This window comes from Desulfuromonas sp. CSMB_57 (assembly GCF_020194955.2).
Lineage (GTDB): Bacteria > Desulfobacterota > Desulfuromonadia > Desulfuromonadales > Syntrophotaleaceae > JAFCIY02.
Window position 1 is genome coordinate 112,664 of the sequence record NZ_JAFCIY020000019.1, and the last position, 17,779, is coordinate 130,442.

Annotated in this window: 14 protein-coding genes; 11 read left to right on the forward strand and 3 right to left on the reverse strand. The window is 61.8% G+C overall.

Going from position 1 to position 17,779, the window contains the following annotated elements; all coding sequences use genetic code 11:
* Window positions 1–114: 114 nt before the first annotated feature.
* From JQN68_RS14595 to JQN68_RS04900, 5 genes are all read left to right on the forward strand, one after another.
* Window positions 115–1,575 carry a sigma-54 interaction domain-containing protein gene (locus JQN68_RS14595; protein WP_349632298.1) on the forward strand — a complete coding sequence of 487 codons (1,461 nt, stop codon included), beginning with the start codon at window positions 115–117 and terminating at the stop codon, window positions 1,573–1,575.
* 250 nt (window positions 1,576–1,825) lie between these two features.
* Window positions 1,826–2,272, forward strand: coding sequence for an Hsp20/alpha crystallin family protein (locus JQN68_RS04885; RefSeq protein ID WP_225073161.1), 447 nt, complete (start codon window positions 1,826–1,828; stop codon window positions 2,270–2,272).
* Window positions 2,273–2,320: 48 nt separating this feature from the next.
* Window positions 2,321–2,725, forward strand: a complete 405-nt coding sequence (locus tag JQN68_RS04890) for an Hsp20/alpha crystallin family protein (RefSeq protein WP_225073162.1) — start codon at window positions 2,321–2,323, stop codon at window positions 2,723–2,725.
* A gap of 86 nt (window positions 2,726–2,811) precedes the next feature.
* A complete protein-coding gene (clpB, locus tag JQN68_RS04895) occupies window positions 2,812–5,445 on the forward strand; it encodes an ATP-dependent chaperone ClpB (protein ID WP_283775389.1) in 2,634 nt (877 codons plus the stop codon).
* A gap of 153 nt (window positions 5,446–5,598) precedes the next feature.
* Window positions 5,599–5,874: a thioredoxin family protein gene (locus tag JQN68_RS04900; RefSeq protein WP_225073163.1), complete on the forward strand. Its 276-nt coding sequence runs from the start codon at window positions 5,599–5,601 to the stop codon at window positions 5,872–5,874.
* Between the two features lie 48 nt (window positions 5,875–5,922).
* Here the strand turns inward: JQN68_RS04900 and JQN68_RS04905 are convergent, their stop codons facing one another.
* Window positions 5,923–6,456, reverse strand: a complete 534-nt coding sequence (locus tag JQN68_RS04905) for an MXAN_5187 C-terminal domain-containing protein (RefSeq protein ID WP_225073164.1) — start codon at window positions 6,454–6,456, stop codon at window positions 5,923–5,925.
* Between the two features lie 163 nt (window positions 6,457–6,619).
* Between JQN68_RS04905 and glmU the strand changes: the two genes are divergently transcribed.
* From glmU to JQN68_RS04925, 4 genes are all read left to right on the forward strand, one after another.
* Window positions 6,620–8,017: a bifunctional UDP-N-acetylglucosamine diphosphorylase/glucosamine-1-phosphate N-acetyltransferase GlmU gene (glmU, locus tag JQN68_RS04910; RefSeq protein ID WP_225073165.1), complete on the forward strand. Its 1,398-nt coding sequence runs from the start codon at window positions 6,620–6,622 to the stop codon at window positions 8,015–8,017.
* A gap of 81 nt (window positions 8,018–8,098) precedes the next feature.
* Window positions 8,099–9,928 carry a glutamine--fructose-6-phosphate transaminase (isomerizing) gene (gene glmS, locus JQN68_RS04915; RefSeq protein WP_225073166.1) on the forward strand — a complete coding sequence of 610 codons (1,830 nt, stop codon included), beginning with the start codon at window positions 8,099–8,101 and terminating at the stop codon, window positions 9,926–9,928.
* 250 nt (window positions 9,929–10,178) lie between these two features.
* Entirely contained in the window at window positions 10,179–11,822 is a 1,644-nt protein-coding gene (locus tag JQN68_RS04920) for a PocR ligand-binding domain-containing protein (protein WP_225073167.1), read from the forward strand.
* Between the two features lie 51 nt (window positions 11,823–11,873).
* Window positions 11,874–13,394, forward strand: coding sequence for an SDR family oxidoreductase (locus JQN68_RS04925; RefSeq protein ID WP_249621037.1), 1,521 nt, complete (start codon window positions 11,874–11,876; stop codon window positions 13,392–13,394).
* Window positions 13,395–13,409: 15 nt separating this feature from the next.
* Here JQN68_RS04925 and JQN68_RS04930 read toward each other — a convergent pair whose 3' ends face one another.
* Entirely contained in the window at window positions 13,410–14,066 is a 657-nt protein-coding gene (locus JQN68_RS04930; RefSeq protein ID WP_225073169.1) for a 3'-5' exonuclease, read from the reverse strand.
* A gap of 24 nt (window positions 14,067–14,090) precedes the next feature.
* Window positions 14,091–15,284: a M24 family metallopeptidase gene (locus JQN68_RS04935; RefSeq protein ID WP_225073170.1), complete on the reverse strand. Its 1,194-nt coding sequence runs from the start codon at window positions 15,282–15,284 to the stop codon at window positions 14,091–14,093.
* 567 nt (window positions 15,285–15,851) lie between these two features.
* Here JQN68_RS04935 and JQN68_RS04940 point away from each other — a divergent pair.
* Window positions 15,852–16,793 (forward strand): SphA family protein, encoded by a 942-nt coding sequence (locus tag JQN68_RS04940; RefSeq protein ID WP_225073171.1) that lies wholly within the window; start codon window positions 15,852–15,854, stop codon window positions 16,791–16,793.
* Between the two features lie 146 nt (window positions 16,794–16,939).
* Complete coding sequence (locus JQN68_RS04945; RefSeq protein ID WP_225073172.1) at window positions 16,940–17,641, forward strand: Mpv17/PMP22 family protein; 702 nt, start codon at window positions 16,940–16,942, stop codon at window positions 17,639–17,641.
* The last annotated feature ends 138 nt before the right edge of the window (window positions 17,642–17,779 follow it).

A 17,779-nucleotide genomic window follows, 5' to 3' on the forward strand; every position in this document is an offset into this window, starting at 1 on the left:
GTGAAGAGAAGGTTTTGGGAAAAGCCGTCTGCCAGGGTGCCGGACGGCTTTTTTCGTGGCAAGGCCAGGCCTTGGGGTCTGCTGGGGCGGGCCGATTATGGGAAAGGATAGGCAGTGACGGCAAGGCTGCGCAGCGCAGATGACTCACATCTTCCGGTTCCCGCTCCGGATTTGTTGGCGATTGAGGATCCGGGTGGGACGTGGCGGGTGCGCAGCGTCTCGCCACGGCTGGCTGAGGCCTTGGGCCTCGATCCGCTTGCCGCTCGCGGCAGTTTCTTGTCCCGGCTGCTGCCCCGCAGCGTGCCGTCGTTGGTCGAACTGGCGACGGAAGTGGCGCAGACCGGACAGGCTCTGTCCGATATTCGCACCTATCTGACGGATGGCGCGGCGCTCTGGTCGCTGGAAGTCCGGCCGGCCGGCAGGCAGGAGGACGGGAAACGGTTGGTTGCCTTTTTTCTGAACCGGCCTCCTGCCGACGAACAGCTCAGGCCGCGGACCTTGCACGGTCTGGTCGGGGACAGCCCGGCCATGCGCGAGGTTTTTCGCAAGATTGCCCTCTATGCGCCGTCCCCGGCGGCGGTGGTCGTTACGGGAGAAACCGGAACCGGCAAGGAGTTGGTGGCGCGCGCCCTGCACGATCAGAGCCTGCGCAGTGACGGACCCTTCATAGCCGTGAATTGCGCGGCCATTTCCGAAGAATTGCTGGAGTCGGAACTGTTCGGCCACGAACGGGGCGCCTTCACCGGAGCGGTGCGCAGCCATCATGGACGCTTTGAAAGGGCCGATGGCGGGACCCTGTTCCTGGATGAGATCGGCGACATGCCTTTAGCCACCCAGGCCAAGTTGCTGCGGGTGCTGGAGGAAGGCGTGGTCGAGCGCCTCGGCAGCGAGCGGGGGGTTCGCGTCGATGTGCGCATCGTGGCGGCCACCAATATTCCCCTGGAGCAGGCCGTCGGAACGGGGCGGTTTCGGGCCGACCTCTACCACCGTCTGTCGGTGCTGCGCATTCATCTGCCGCCCCTGCGCGAACGGCCCGAGGATATTCCCCTCCTAATTGAGCATTTCCTGCGGCTTTTCAGTCGCAAATATCAGCGGCGCATTCAGCGTCTGACTCCGGAGGCGGTCGGTCTGCTGCAGGCTTATCTGTGGCCCGGCAACATTCGTGAGTTGCGCAACGTTCTGGAGCGGGTGTTCATTGAAACCCAGGGCGAGGTCATCGGCAGCCGAGCCTTCCTGGAATGGGTCCGGGAGCGCCAGGATTTTGTCGGCAGTTCCTGGTCCTCCGAGGAGTCCCAACCCCGTCCGGCAACGGTAGTGCTGCCCTATGATCCGGCCCTGGCCGGCAGGTCGACACCCATGGATGCCGCCGAATTTTCGCGGCTGTCGGAACCCTTTCCGCCGGACCGCTCGCGACGGGGCCGGACGTCTCCGGTGCGTCTCGATGTCGCTGCCATCCGCGCCGCCATGCACCGCGCCAACGGCAATCTGACGGAAGCGGCCCGCTATCTCGGGGTGCATCGCGCCACCCTGTACCGCTATCTTTCCAAGCTCGGTCTGTCTCGCGCCGATTTCTGAAATTTTTCCCCATTTCCCACGTGGATGACTGGCGCCGCGAATGTTGCAAGTGAGTCAACTTGCAACGTCGCAAACTTGTTTGCGACGCATTTGCGACGTTGCAAGTTTTTTCAGCGCACCGGCCTTTTTCTGCTAACCTGTTAATACCACAAGAAAAACTTCTCAAAGCCGAATTTGGCACGAAGGTTGTTATGACAAACAGTCGAAAAGACAAAAACCTCAGTCATCACCACCATTCAAGGAGGAGCATATGGCCAACTGGGATCTGTTCAGGGAAATGGATAATCTGCGCCGTGAAATCGATGAAGCGTTTCGTGGTTTTGGCGGGCGCGGCCTGCGGGGCGCCAGGCTGCTGCCGGCTGCCGGGCTGCGCCGGCAGGTGCGCCTGAACCTCTATGGCGACGCGGATAAACTCTATGTTGAAGCGCTGGTGCCGGGTGTGGCTCCGGAAAAACTGGACGTGACCGTGGAAGGCAACGTGCTGACCATATCCGGCGAACGCCAGGCCGTGGAAGAGCAGGGCCAGACGTGGCACCGTCGGGAGCGTGAAACAGGTCGCTTCATGCGGACCCTGGAATTGCCCGTCGAAGTTGATGCGGATCAGGTCAAGGCCAACTATCGGGACGGCGTGCTCACCGTGACCTTGCCGAAGTCCATGGCGGCGCGGCCGAAACGCATTAGCATTCAGGCCGAGTAAGGACCGTTCACGCGTCACGTTGCACCAGAACCATAAAGGAGAATGACCATGGCCGAAAAAACCTATGTTGCCAACCATAAGAATGAATCGGAAACCACCTCCCGCGAAGAAACCCGGGCTCCGGAACGCTATGCCGTGCCGGCCGTCGATATTCTCGAAGGGGCCCACGGTCTGACCTTGGTGGCGGATTTGCCGGGGGTCGCCAGGGAGGCCTTGACCATCGATGTGGATCAGGGCGTGCTGACCATCGAAGGGCCTGCCAATGGGGCGCCGCCGGCGGAGGAAGTGTACCGGGAGTTCAATTGGCCCCATTTCTATCGCCAGTTCCGGATTCCCGAGGGGATTGACGTGGAAAAGGTCAGCGCCGCTTTCAGCAACGGCGTCCTGACTTTGACCCTGCCCCGCATGGAGGCGGCCAAGCCGCGGCGAATCGAGGTCACTCCGGGGGAATGAGGGGCGCGGCGGGCCTGCCGTGCAGGCCCGCCAGAACCAACGGCCGCGGCTAACCGGGATCTGCCGGGAAGGAGCATCGAACCATTATGGATATGAATAAAATGACCCAGAAAACCCAGGAAGCCCTGCAGGCCGCTCAGAACCTGGCGCTGAAGAGGGGCCATATCGAAGTCGACGGGGAACACCTGCTGGCCGCCTTGCTGGAACAGGAAGGCGGCCTGGTGCCGCGCTTGCTGGAGAAGATGGAGGTTTCCGTCTCCGGCCTGACCGCAGGCCTGCGGCAGGAACTGGACCGTCGGCCGAGCGTTTCCGGCCCGGGAGTCGAGGGGGGAAAAATCTATGTGACCCAGCGACTCAACCGGTTGCTGCTGAAAGCCGAGGAAGAGGCCAGGCACCTGCGGGATGATTACGTCAGCGTCGAGCACCTGTTGCTGGCCCTGGTCGAGGAGGGCGACGGCAGTCCGGCCGGGCGTCTGTTCCGTCAGTTCCATATCAGTCGTGATCGTCTGTTGCAGGCTCTCACCGCCATTCGGGGTCATCAGCGGGTCACCAGCCAGGACCCGGAAGGTACCTATGAGGCCCTGGAAAAATACGGTCGCGACCTGGTTCAGGAGGTACGCAAGGGCAAGCTGGATCCGGTCATCGGCCGCGACGCCGAGATCCGCCGGGTGATTCGCATCCTGTCGCGCAAGACCAAGAACAATCCGGTGCTCATCGGCGAACCCGGGGTCGGCAAAACCGCCATCGTTGAAGGGTTGGCGCACCGCATCGTGCGCGGGGACGTGCCCGAAGGCTTGAAGAACAAGACCGTCTTCGCCCTCGATATGGGGGCGCTGGTGGCCGGCGCCAAGTATCGCGGCGAGTTCGAAGAACGTCTCAAGGCGGTGCTCAACGAGATTCGGGCCAGCGAAGGCCGCATCCTGCTGTTCATCGATGAATTGCATACCATCGTTGGCGCCGGCAAGGCCGAAGGGGCCATGGATGCCGGCAACATGCTCAAACCCATGCTGGCTCGAGGCGAGTTGCACTGCATCGGTGCCACGACCCTGGACGAATATCGCAAATACATCGAAAAGGATGCCGCCCTGGAGCGGCGCTTCCAGCCGGTGCTGGTCGATCAGCCGACGGTGGAGGATACCGTCAGCATCCTGCGCGGTCTCAAGGAACGCTTCGAGGTCTATCATGGCGTGCGCATCCAGGACAATGCCCTGGTGGCGGCGGCGACCCTCAGCCACCGCTACATATCGGACCGATTTCTGCCGGACAAGGCCATCGACCTGGTGGACGAGGCCTGTGCCACCATCCGCACGGAAATCGATTCCCTGCCGGCGGAACTGGACGAGGTGACCCGACGGGTGATGCAACTGGAAATCGAGGAGGCCGCCCTCAAGAAGGAAAAAGATCCGGCCAGCAAGGCCCGTCTGGAGGCCCTGCGCAAGGAGTTGGCCGAGCACAAGCACCAGGCCGACGTGCTGCGCGCCCAGTGGGACAAGGAAAAGAGCGCCATCAAGGACGTGCAGGCCCTGCGCGAGCAGATCGAGCAGGTCCGTCAGCAGATCGAGGTGGCGGAACGCAATTACGACCTCAACCGTGCCGCCGAACTCAAGCACGGCCAACTGCCCGAACTGGAGCGGCGCCTGCGCGACCAGGAGGAAGCCTCCGCCGGCGAAGGTGCCGGAGCGCGCCTGCTGCGCGAGGAGGTTACCGAGGAGGAGATCGCCGAGATCATCTCACGCTGGACCGGCATCCCCGTGACCCGGCTGGTGGAGGGCGAACGGGAGAAGCTGCTCAAGCTGGATCAGGTTCTGCACCGGCGCGTAATCGGCCAGGATGAGGCGGTGCAACTGGTGGCGGACGCCGTGATTCGGGCCCGTTCCGGCATCAAGGATCCGCGTCGGCCCATCGGCTCCTTTATCTTCCTCGGACCGACCGGGGTCGGCAAGACCGAACTGGCCCGCGCCCTGGCTGAATCCTTGTTCGACAGTGAGGACAACATGGTGCGCATCGACATGTCGGAGTACATGGAGAAGCACACCGTGAGTCGGCTCATCGGCGCGCCGCCGGGCTACGTCGGCTACGAGGAAGGCGGGCAGCTCACCGAAGCGGTGCGCCGCAAGCCCTATGCGGTGATCCTGTTCGACGAAATCGAGAAGGCCCATCACGATGTGTTCAATGTGCTGCTGCAGATTCTCGACGACGGCCGGGTGACCGATGCCCAGGGCCGCACGGTGGATTTCAAGAACACCGTCATCATCCTGACCTCCAACATCGGCTCCCAGTATCTGCTGGAGGGCTTGGGCGAAGACGGCAGCATTCGGGAGTCGGCCGCCAAGGCGGTCATGGGCGAATTGCGCCACCATTTCCGGCCCGAATTCCTCAACCGGGTCGATGACGTGGTGTTGTTCAAGCCTTTGACCCGCGAGGAAATCAAGCGCATCGTCGATCTGCTGGTGCAGGATCTGCGCAAACGGCTCGCCGGGCGGCGCATCACTCTCGAATTGACCGATGCGGCCCGCGATTTCGTGGCCCAAGAGGCCTTCGATCCGGTCTATGGCGCCCGACCTCTGAAACGTTATCTCCAGCACCATCTGGAAACCCGTCTCGGCCGGGCCCTCATCGGGGGCGATATCCGCGATGGCGCGACCATTACCGTCGATGCCCAGGGGGGAGAGTTGGTCGTCATCCCCCGCAGCGCCGAGGAGCAGGAGGGCCGCTCCTGAGCCTGTCCCGGGGACCGGGGCCTGGTTTGCGGGACCCGAAAAGTTTTGCAAAAAAAACGAAAAGGCTTGGCATTTTCCGGGGACCGGATATAATATAACCGTTAAGGTCATAATTAGCCGTCAAGCAGCAGATGTTCACGGAAGGAGCGAGCCATGCGTATCGATATTCTTTGCAAGCCGGATTGTGGCGGACGGTGCAGCCAGACCCTCTCCAACGTGCGTGAGGCCCTGGACGAGATGGGGGTGAAGGCCGAAGTTCATCTGTACCGAGATGGCCGCAAGCTCATCGACCATCGGGTGTATGTCACGCCGGCGCTGTTGCTGGACGATGATCTGCGGGTGGCGGGCCGGGTACCGGATGTGTCGGAAATCAAATCCCTGGTGTTTGAAAAGTCCAGGTACCGGCGGCGTTATAAAGAGGCGGTATAGCGAGGACGGCAGATCCGGGAGCGGATCTGCCGTTGCTTTTTTGAGAGTTCAGGCCTTGGTCCGCGCCTTGATTTTCGGCCTGCCATCTTCGATAACCACCCTGAATTCCACCTCCGTGACGCCATAACGGCTGCGAATGGCCTCCTTCTGTTTGGTCAGAAATGCTGCGAAACGTTCCAGATCGGGAGGAGCGCCCCCCGAGGCGCAATGGCGATGAGCGTCGAGCAGGTCGGCATAGAGTTTTTCCTCCGGAGCGGCCGATTCCGCCGCCTTGGGAGAAGAGGTGTTGAGGCGGACCAACTGTCGCTGGTAGCGGCCCTCGTCAATGAGGCGGGTAATGCGGTTCCAGTAGGTGGCGTAGGAATGGTAGCGGGCGGCCAGGGTCTCGTAACGAAACCGCAGGTCGGTCTGGATGATGCGCCGGTTGGCCAATTGCCGCAGGGACTGCTCGAGGGCGGCACGCTGAGGCAGGGGTTCCCGTTTTTCCTCCCCGGAGAAATACCGTTCGTAGAGGACTTCCAGGTCGCGCAGGGCTTTGGCCAAACCATCCATTTTCGCCAAAAAGATTTTTTTTTCTTGCATTTTGCCACTCCATTGAAGAACACTCATCATCATACGTCAGAGTCGTTGCAATGAAAAGCAAAAACCCTGACTTCGGGCCGGGGACGGCTCTTGACTGCCCCGTTTCTTTACAGGATACTGTGCCCCAATCAAGCCCGGTTCCGGGCGGTTTCTAGGAGTGACGATGGACGGAACACAACTTGCGGCGGTAATTCTGGCGGCCGGAAAGGGTACCCGCATGCGCTCGGAGCAGCCGAAAGTGCTGCATCCGGTTGCCGGTTGGCCGATGGTCGCCTACCCGACCCGACTGGCCGGTCAACTGGGCTGCCGACCGACGGTGCTGGTCGTCGGCCATGGTGCGGATCGCGTACGCGAGACCCTGGCGGACCAGGAGGTTCGTTTTGCCTTGCAGGCCGAGCAGCTTGGAACCGGTCATGCGCTGCTCTGCGCGCAGTCGGCACTGACGGGATTTGCCGGCACCCTGCTGCTGCTGTGCGGAGACGTGCCGTTGCTGCGCCGGGAGACTCTGGCACAGTTGGTGGCGCGCCATCAGGCCTGCGGGGCCGCCGCTACGGTGCTGACCGCGGAACTGGCCGATCCCTTCGGCTACGGCCGGGTCCTGCGGCAGGGGGAGGAGGTGCTCGGCATTGTCGAGCAGAAGGACGCCACCCCGGAGCAGCAGGCCATACGCGAGATCAATACCGGCATTTACGCCTTCGAGGCGCCCTTGGTCTTTAACCTGCTCGAAGGCTTGAACTGCGACAATGCCCAGGGTGAGTACTACCTGACGGATGTGCTGGCCGCGGCCCGCGCCGCCGGTCGCAAGGTGGCCGCCGTGACCCTCGCGGAGGCTACCGAGGCCATGGGTATCAACGACCGGGTGCAACTGGCCGAGGCGTCGGCCATCATGCGGCGTCGCATCAACGAGGCGCACATGCGGGACGGCGTCACGCTCATGGATCCGGCCTGCACCTACATCGATCCGCAGGTGGAGATCGGACCCGATACCGTGCTCCATGCCGGGGTGCACCTGTGCGGCGCCACCCGCATCGGCCGCGATTGCACTATCGAGCCTCACGCTGTGGTGCGGGACTGCCAAATCGGCGACGGGGTACGCATCAAGGCCGCCTCGGTGCTGGAAGGATCCCAGGTCGGGGAGGCCACCGATATCGGCCCCATGGCGCATCTGCGCCCCGGAACCGTGCTGGCCGGCCACAACAAGATCGGCAACTTCGTCGAGACCAAAAAAGCTCTCATCGGTGTGGGCACCAAGGCCAGCCATCTGACCTACATCGGCGATGCCGAGCTGGGTGCCAACGTCAATGTCGGCTGCGGCACCATCACCTGCAACTATGACGGTGTCAACAAGCACAAGACCGTCATCGAGGACGACGTGTTTGTCGGCAGCGACACCCAGTTTGTGGCACCGGTGCGCATCGGCCGCAACAGCCTGGTGGCCGCCGGCACCACGGTTACCAAGGATGTGCCGGCCGACTCTCTGGTCCTGTCCCGCGTGCCGCAGAAGATCATCGAAGGCTGGCGCCTGCGTGCGGGTAAAAAAGAGCAAAAATGTTCCGAGTAGGCGTGCCCGGCGCGCCTGTTCTTTCATGAACCGAAGCGGGAGATTCCGCGGGAACCACCCGACAGAGAAGGAAATCGACCTATGTGCGGCATTGTTGGTTATATCGGCCCCCAGGAGGCCACGCCCATCATCCTTGAAGGTTTGCGCAAGCTCGAATATCGCGGCTACGATTCGGCGGGGATCGCCGTGTTCAACGGCCGCTGCATTGATGTGCGCCGCGCCAAGGGCAAGCTTTCCGAACTGGAGGCCCGGTTGCGCCAGGAACCGCTCAGCGGCGGGCGCGGCATCGGTCATACCCGTTGGGCGACCCATGGGCGGCCGTCGGAGAACAATGCCCATCCCCATTGCAACGGCAAGATCGCCGTGGTGCACAACGGCATCATCGAAAACTACCTGGACCTGAAACAGCGCCTGACCGCCCAGGGGCATGTCTTCCGTTCCGAAACGGATACGGAAATCATCGCCCACCTGGTGGATCACCATTTCGGCCAGTGCGGGGATTTCGAACAAGCGGTGCGACTGGCCCTGGCCGAGGTGCGCGGTGCCTATGCGGTCGCCATCCTCTGCGAAGACGAACCGGATAAACTCATTGCCGCCAAACTCGGCTCGCCCCTGGTGGTCGGGGCCGGCAAGGATGAATTTTTCGTCGCTTCCGACATCCCGGCCATGCTGGCCCATACCCGCGAGATGTATTTTCTCGAGGAAGGGGAAATGGTGATTTTTTCCGGCGGCGGCATGCGGTTCACCGATCTGCAGGGTGCCGCCGTGACAAAGACCGCCAAGACCATCACCTGGAGTCCGCTGATGGCGGAAAAGGGCGGCTACAAGCACTTCATGCTCAAGGAAATCTTCGAACAGCCGCGCGCCGTGGCCGACACCCTGGCCGGGCGCGTCTTTCCCGAACGGGGCGAGGTGCATCTGGACGGCATCGGTCTCAGCGACGAGCAGTTGCGCTCCCTGGAGCGCATTACCATCGTCGCCTGCGGCACCTCCTGGCATGCCGGGCTGACCGGCAAGTTTCTCATTGAAAGCTTTGCCCGGTTGCCCGTCGAAGTGGATATCGCCAGCGAATTCCGCTACCGCGATCCTCTCGTCAACGACCGCACCCTCACCGTGCTCATCAGCCAAAGCGGTGAAACCGCCGATACCCTGGCCGCCCTGCGCGAGGCCCGGGGCAAGGGCGGCCTGGCCCTGGCAGTCTGCAACGTGGTCGAGTCCTCCATTGCCCGGGAAAGCGACGGGGTCATCTATACCCATGCCGGACCGGAAATCGGCGTCGCCTCCACCAAGGCTTTCACCACCCAGTTGGTGGCCCTGTACCTGTTGGCGCTGCATCTCGGACGAGTACGCGAGACCTTGGATATGGAGCAATGTCGCCGCCGCATGGAGGCCCTGATGGCTCTGCCCCGTCTGATGGAAACGGCCCTGGAGGCGGACGGGCAGATTCAGCAGGTGGCCCGCGAGTTCATGGCAGCCCGGGATTTTCTCTACCTGGGCCGCGGCATCCATTATCCCATCGCCCTGGAAGGGGCTTTGAAACTCAAGGAAATCTCCTATATCCACGCCGAGGGCTATCCCGCCGGGGAAATGAAGCACGGTCCCATCGCCCTCATCGACGAGGACATGCCGGTGGTATTTCTGTGCCCGCGCAATGAAACCTTCGAGAAGGTGGTTTCCAACATGGAGGAAGTCCGGGCCCGCTCCGGCCGCATCATCGCCGTGACCAGCGACCCGCCCTCGGCCGCCATCGGGCCCGTCGACGCGCTCCTTACGGTGCCCGACTGCCCGGACGACATCGCCCCCGTGCTGACCGCCATCCCCCTGCAGTTGCTGGCCTACCACATCGCCGTACTCAAAGGCACCGATGTCGACCAGCCCCGCAATCTGGCCAAGAGCGTTACGGTGGAATAGGGGCGCGCACGACGGCTTGTGAATATTGGAACAGCAAGGCCCGCCTGGCGACAGGGCGGGCCTTGTTTTTTGAATGAGCACCACCGCTTGTCGCTGAGTCTTCCCCTCAAAGCCGATTGCCGGCCCGACCATTGACCTTTGCCACGGTAACGGTTACTATAGGGCGATTTTAATTTTAAATATTCTTACGGCCAGATAATTTTGACAGCAACTGGCCACAGCATGGGTCTCCTACTCAACGAGGCGCCTGATGACCATGCCGGACTTCGAACACCTGGTCGACCTGGAGCGAATGCGGCTGCTTTTGGAGGCCCAGTCGCGAATTACCGGATTGCGTGCCGCGATCCTCGATGCACGCAACAACCCTCTGGTAGCCCTGCCGGGACCGGAGCTCTGTGAACGCTTTCATCGCCCGCAGGCCGTTGCCGGAACCGACTGCTGCGAAATCGAATCCCTTATAAGGGAGTTTGCGGCAACTCATGCCGGTGATGAAGGCCAGGTTTTTCGCTGCCGCCACGGCCTGCGGGCCTTTGCGGTGCCCATCGTGGTCGACGGCCGGCGCTTGGCCACCTACTGCAGCGGCAAGTACTACCAGGCCAATGATAAACCGGATGCCGCCTGCTGGCGCGAACAGGCGCGGAACTTGGGCCTGGATGAGAACGCTTGCCTGGCGGCGGTGGATGGCGTGCCTGTTTTAACCCCTGAGCAGGAACGCGATCACATCGACTTTGCACGCAACCTGGTTCAATCGCTGGTGGAAGCCGGGGTAAAAAATCTCAGTCTGAGGGATGAAATCAGCCGGCGCCGGGCATCGGAGCAGGAAGCGTCCTTTTTCCGTACCCTGGTGGAAAAAACCGGGGATCCCATTTTCGTGCTGGACCCGGCCGACGGTTTTCGCATGGTCTATGTCAATCCCGCGGCCTGCAAACATTTCGGCATGGATCCGGAGACCATTTTGCGCATGCGCCTGCCCGATTGGGACCCCTTGTTCGACGAGGAACGGATTGCGGAGATGTTACGTGAAAAGACGTATCTCCAGCCGCTCCTGATCGAAACGGTACACAGGGTGGCATCCGGCAAGCTGGTGCCCGTGGAGGTGACCTCCAGCCCGCTGGAATATGGCGGCAGGCTTTTGACCGCCGGTTTCTTTCATGATATCAGCGAGCGCAAGGCCATCGAAGCGTCGCTGCGGGAGAAGGATTTACTGCTCCTGCAGCAGAGCCGTATGGCCGCCATGGGCGAGATGATCAGTTACATTGCCCATCAATGGCGACAGCCGCTGAATATTATCGGGCTCTTTGCCCAGACCCTGGAAATCGCCAGCGGCAAGCCGACCATTGATCGGGCCTATGTCACGACGGCGGTGGAAAAAATCACGGAAGTGGTGCAGCACATGTCGGCCACCATCGATGATTTCCGTAACTTTTTTCGGACGGACCAGGATCCGCAGCTGTTCGACCTCAAGGATATATGCGGGAGGATCATCGCCTTTATCGCCGAGGCCCTGAAACTGGAAAACATCGAAATAGTCTGCAGTGCGCCCCAGGCCGTGGTGGCCATGGGCTATCCCAACGAGTTCTGGCATGTTTTGCTGAACCTGCTCAATAATGCCAAGGAAGCCTTGATCGAACGCGGTGTTGCCGCGCCCAGAATCGCCCTGGAAATAGGCCGGGAGGAGAATCGGGCCGTCGTCAGGGTGCGGGATAATTCCGGCGGTATTCCGCCCGATTGCATCGACCGGATTTTTGACCGCTATTTCAGCACCAAGGGGGACGGCACCGGTCTGGGTTTGTACATCTCGAAAATCATCATTGAAAAGCGTATGGCCGGTTGCCTGACGGTCTGCAACGTAGATGGCGGCGCCGAGTTCCGTATTGAACTGCCGGTCGCTTGAAACACCCTCAGGGCATCGGGGCGGGTCGGTGCCAGTCACGGGAGCGTTAGCATGGAGCACAACCCTGACTGTCGGACGATTCTGGTTGCCGGTGCCACCGGATATGTCGGCTCGCGTCTGACCCGCCGGCTGCTGGCGGCGGGCTACCGGGTGCGGGCCCTGGCCCGGACTCCCGCAAAGATCATGGGACGCCCCTGGGCGGAGCACGAGCGACTGGAAGTGGTGCAGGGCGATGTTCTGGATCTGCCCTCTTTGTCCCGGGCCTGCCGGGGTTGCCAGGCGGCCTACTATCTGGTGCACTCCATGAATCCGGCCAACGCCGACTTTGCCGCCGCTGACCGCTGCGCCGCGCACAACATGGCCGCGGCGGCGGCCGAAGCAGGGCTGCAGCGGATCATCTATCTGGGCGGACTCGGCGAAGCCGGGGACGCTCTCAGCCCCCATCTGCGTTCGCGGGCTGAAGTGGCGGCCATCCTGCGTGCCGGGCCGGTGCCTGTTACCGTCCTGCGGGCCGCCATGATCATCGGTTCGGGCAGTGCTTCCTTTGAAATTCTTCGCTATCTGGTCGAGCGTTTGCCGGTCATTTTCACCCCTCGCTGGGTCGATACTCCCTGCCAGCCCATCGGTATTCGCAATGTGCTTTTTTACCTGAAGGGTTGCCTGGAATGCGAAGCCACGGTCGGTGAAACCTTCGATATCGGCCAACCGGAGGTTGTGACCTACCGGCGACTGATGGAACTGTTTGCCGAAGCGGCCGGCTTGCGCCGCCGTTTGATCATTCCCCTGCCCTGGTTGTCGACCCGGGTCAGCGCTTATCTGATCCATCTCATCACCCCGGTGCCGGCGGCATTGGCGCGCCCTCTGGCGGAAGGACTGCGCAACCGGGTGGTCTGCCGGGACATGCGGCTTCACGAATTGTTGCCGCAGCCTCTGCTGGATTGTCGCGAGGCCATTCGCCGGGCTTTACAGAGGATGCGCGAACACGATGTGGAAAGTTCCTGGCGGGATGCCGGGCGCATTCCCCCGGCGGAATGGGCCACTCCCGACGATCCGGCCTGGGCCGGCGGGACCCGCTACGATGATTGCCGGCGCATCGATCTGGCGGCAAATGTGGATGAAGTCTGGAAGGCGGTCATCCGCATCGGCGGGACGGCGGGCTGGTACCATGCCGACCTGCTTTGGTCCCTGCGCGGAGGACTGGATCGCCTGGCGGGCGGGGTTGGGCTGCAGCGGGGGCGGCGCTGTCCGGTCGAACTGTACCCCGGGGATGCCCTGGACTGCTGGCGGGCCGGCCGGGTGGAACGGCCGTATTTTCTGCAACTGGTCGCCGAAATGAAAATGCCCGGGCAGGCGATCCTCGAATTTCGCCTCAGCGAACTGGCACAGGGGAGGACCCGGATTGAATTGGCGGCCCGTTTCATCCCCCGGGGCATGGGCGGCATGCTCTATTGGCATGCCGTATCGCCTCTGCACCACCTGGTTTTCAACGGCTTGTTGCGCGGGCTTGGCCGGCGCCTGCAGTGCCCGGTGCTGCGCGGCCCGGAATCTGTGCCGCGTTGCAGGCCATCCTGAGCTTGCCCACGGGCTTCAGGGTTCGGTGTGGCTGACGGCGAGGGCGGCCTGCTCTTGGAGAAAGCGGGCCACGCGCTCCTTTTTCAGAGTGGCCAGACGCCGCCAGAGTGCCAGGGGCAGATCGCTGATGCCCAAGGTGGAGCGAAGTTCCCGGGCCATGCACAGCCACAGGTGAGCGGTCATTTCCGCGTCGGCCAGGGCGCGATGGAAACGATCCGCGGCCGGCAATCCTTTGTAGTCGACCAGGGTGGCCAGCTTGTGGTTGGGAGCCTGCGGATAGAGCCTCCTTGCCACCAGCATGGAGCAGATCATGCCCGACTGCCGTCGCCGGCCGATGCGGGTCAGTTCGGCTTCCAGGAAACGGCTATCGAAGGCGGCGTTGTGGGCGACCAGGGGGCTCTCGCCGATGAACCGGCTGAAGGCGGTCATCACTTCGGCCGCCGGCGGTGCCTGGGCAATCATGCGGTTGCTGATGCCGGTGAGGTTTTCGATGAAGGCATCGATGCGCCGCCCAGGATTCATCAGGCTTTGAAAGCGCTCGACAATGGCGTCGCCGACGATGCGCACGGCGCCGATCTCGATGGCCCGGTCGCCCCGCAGGGGCGACATGCCGCTGGTTTCGAAGTCCAGCACCACCACTTCCTGGTCGCCGCCGCAACCCCGTGTGTCCATGCTGTGCAACCCTGGCACCCCGCTTCAGAAAACCGGCAGCAGGCCGGGATGGTCACCGGTGATGCAGCGGCCGCCATCCCTGGTAACCACAAAGGTGTTTTCGATGCCGACCATGCCGATGCCCTGGATGCCTTTTTTGGGCTCGATGGCCAGTACCATGTTCTCCTCCAGGGGTTCCTCGAAGCCGTCGGCAATGACCGGCCATTCATCGATGAGCAGACCGATGCCGTGACCGAGGAAGCGCGCCTGGCGCGAACCGAAGCCCATGAAATGCTGCAGGAAATCCGGTGTCAAATCCTCCATGATGGATGCATAGATCCGGGCCGGGACAGCTCCCGGGCGCAGTTGCGCCGCCACCCGGTGCTGGATTTCCACGCAACGCCCATGTACCGCCAAAACCTCGTCGCTCAGGGTTGCGCCGAACATGTAGGTCATGGTCTTGTCCGTGTGGTAGCCGTTGACGCCGCAGCCGATATCGACGAACACCAGGTCGCCCCGGCGCAAAAGGTGTTCGCGACTGCCCAGCAGGGGCACCGCCGGACCCAGGCCGTAATTGCCGCCCGGGCCGTCGAAGGCGGTGGGATAGATGCTGCTTTCACCAAAGCAGATGTGGCCGAGAGCGATTTCGGTCTGGAACATGCCGAAACGCGCCACCCCGTGATGGCCCTCCTCGATCATCACCGGATAGAGTTCCGCCGCCAGTTCCGCCTCGTTCATGCCCTCGCGCAGCATGGTCGGCACCCGTTCTTCGAGGATGCGGCGGTGAATTTCTCCCGACTGCTCCATCAAGGCCAGCTCATAAGGACTTTTGACCGCCCGCACCACGGCCAGGTGCGGATCCGCCGCCCGGATGTCGCGGCACGGAAAGTGTTTTTGAAACCGCTGCAGCAGAGCCAGGGGAACCAGTTCCGTTTCCAGGTGGATGCGATCCGGCATGGCACCCAGGGCGGAGGCGGCATCGCGGTAGCTGTGCATGGGGCGGATATCCGCAAACCGGGATTCGTCCAGGGCCCGCTCATAGCTGCGCCGCACCCAGAAGGTGGCTTCCGCCTGGCGCGGGATCAGCAGCACGCCGTCCTGCAGGGTGCCGGTAAAGTAAAACTGGTTGATGCGACCGAACAGCGCCACCAGCTGCCAGTCCGGTTCACATTGGTCCATGCGAGCGCGGAAACGGGCCAGACGTTGGTTCAGTTCGGATGCGGGAACGCGATGGGGCACAAACTCCTCCTCAGGCTCGGGATGACGGGGAAGGGGGGCGAGACCGGCCGCTGCAGAATGAACAGATTGCTGCCAGAGAGAGAAAAATATCTCAAAACGGCCGGCGGTGCACGCAGCTTTTTCGCGATGGGCCAAAAAAAAAGGGCGTACAGTCCTGGAGGGGAGGCTGTACGCCAAAAGATGGAGGCTTTGTACCGTGTTCGTGTGTTTATGCTTGATGCTCTGTGGAGCGTGTTTGCTATGGTGTAACTCTACCTTCGAACCGGGCTGCGCACCACGTGCCTTTTCGCAAAATCCTCGGGATGAGATCCCCTCTATCAACTGCGCAAATGCACAGCCGAGCCGGCGGGGCCGTGGCTGATGTCGACTCAGATTCCCGGATCAGAGCGGGGGAATCCCCGGCCGGATTGCGTGAGGAAAGATGGCCCTGGATGGGGAGCTTTTGCGCCATTTCCTGCAGGATTGTTTTTTGATAAGGTAGCCGCGTTAACCTCGGCGCGGAGGCCGGAACGGGGGCGATTTTTAGAGGGGTTTCGAATGTTTTCAATGAATAGGGGGAAAAGGGCCATGGTTTTTTCTGTTGGCAGGAAAGTGATGGTGCTGGTGGCAGCTGTGTTGTTGGCCGCTCCGGTCCAGGGGCAAGCCGGCGGCATCGCGGGCAATCAGTTCACCAATGGCGGTGATGGCATCAAAACCGCCACGGCGCCGCCGCCGGGGACCTATTACCGGTTCTACAATTTTTTCTACACCGCTGACCGGATGCGCGATGGCAGCGGCGACAAAATGGATATCGATTTCGATGTTTTCGTCTATGCCAATGTCCACCGCCTGATTCATTTTCCGGGTTGGACCGTTCTGGGTGGCGATTTTTTTTCCAATATAGTCATTCCCGTGGTTTATACGGATTTGAAAATCGGCGCAGCCGGCATCAAGGAGGATGATTTCAGCCTCGGGGACATCTTTGTGGAACCGGTGGCTCTGGCCTGGCACGGTGAACGCTGGGACGCGGCGGTCGGCATCGGGGTCTGGGTCCCCACCGGCTATTTCGATAAAGATAAACCGTCTTCCCCCGGCAAGGATTACTGGTCCGGCATGTTCAGCGCCGGTGCCACGCTTTACCTGGATGCGGCCAAAACCTGGTCGGTGTCGGCCCTCGGCCGCTATGAGGTTCACGGCAAACGCCGTGGCGTCGATTTGACGCCCGGAGATGATTTCCACTTTGAATGGGGCATCGGCAAGGCATTGCCGAAGGACTGGAAGATGGGACCGCTGCAGTTCTGGGAGGTGGGGGTGGCGGGCTACGCCCAGTGGCAGGTCACGGACGATCGGGGCCGGGATTTCGATTGGGACAAATCCGTCCATGATCGGGTGTTCGCCGCGGGGCCCGAGATCCGCTGCATGATTCCGGCCTGGAAGACAGTGGTGGAACTGCGCAGCCTGAAGGAATTCGGCGCCGTGGATCGGTCGGAGGGGATCCTGACGGCCCTGGTTCTGACCAAGGCCTTTTAGCGGGAAACCTTTTTAGCAAGGGCGTGAGGCCCTTATGCATGACTCCGAAACAGCTGCCATAGGGGTTCATTTTCGGCAATCTGTTGAAGTTTTTCCAGGTGCCCCGGCCTTGGGGGCCGGACGGACAAAAAGACAAGGAGCGGTAAGTGAAAAAGGCGGATGTGATGTTTGTTCTGTTGCTTTTGGGTGTTTTGCTGCCTTTTGGGGTTTCGGACAGCGTCCGGAAATATTACACCGAGGCCGTCGTTCGGCATGCTTTGGTGACGAGTTTTCTGAAATTTTCCTTTCTGGCCACCCTCGGCGAAGTGATCGGTCTGCGGCTTTCCCGGGGCATTTACCGCCGCCCCGGGTTCGGCCTGCTGCCGCGGGCCCTGTTTTGGGGCTGCACCGGCATACTGATCAAGATCGCCTTCACCATTTTTGCCGGCGGCGCGCCTATTTTCGTGGATCGCCATATTCTGGCCTTGCCGCCAGATGTGTTGGCCGGGGCTTTGTCCGCCGAGAAGTTTATCGCGGCACTGGCCATCAGCGTCAGCATGAATTTGATGTTTGCCCCCCTGTTCATGATTCTGCACAAGGTATCGGACCTGCATATCCAGACCACCGGCGGCACCCTGCGCGGCTATCTCGGTGGAATCGATTTTTCGGGGGTTCTGAGCCGTATCGATTGGTCGGTGATGTGGGGATTTGTATTCAAGAAGACCCTCCCCCTGTTCTGGATCCCGGCCCATACCATCACCTTCTTGCTGCCGTCGCACCACCAGGTGCTGTTCGCCGCCCTGCTCGGCGTTGTGCTGGGCGTCATCCTGGCGCTGGCGGGCAGCCGCGATGTTCAGACTGTGGAGTAGGCCGGATCGAGGGGATGGCGGTCCATGAAAAAGCAAAGGCCCTGAATTTTCAGGGCCTTTTTATCCGAACGGAGATTTCCGGCGTCATCATTGGTGGAGCTGAACGGGATCGAACCGTCGACCTACGCGTTGCGAACG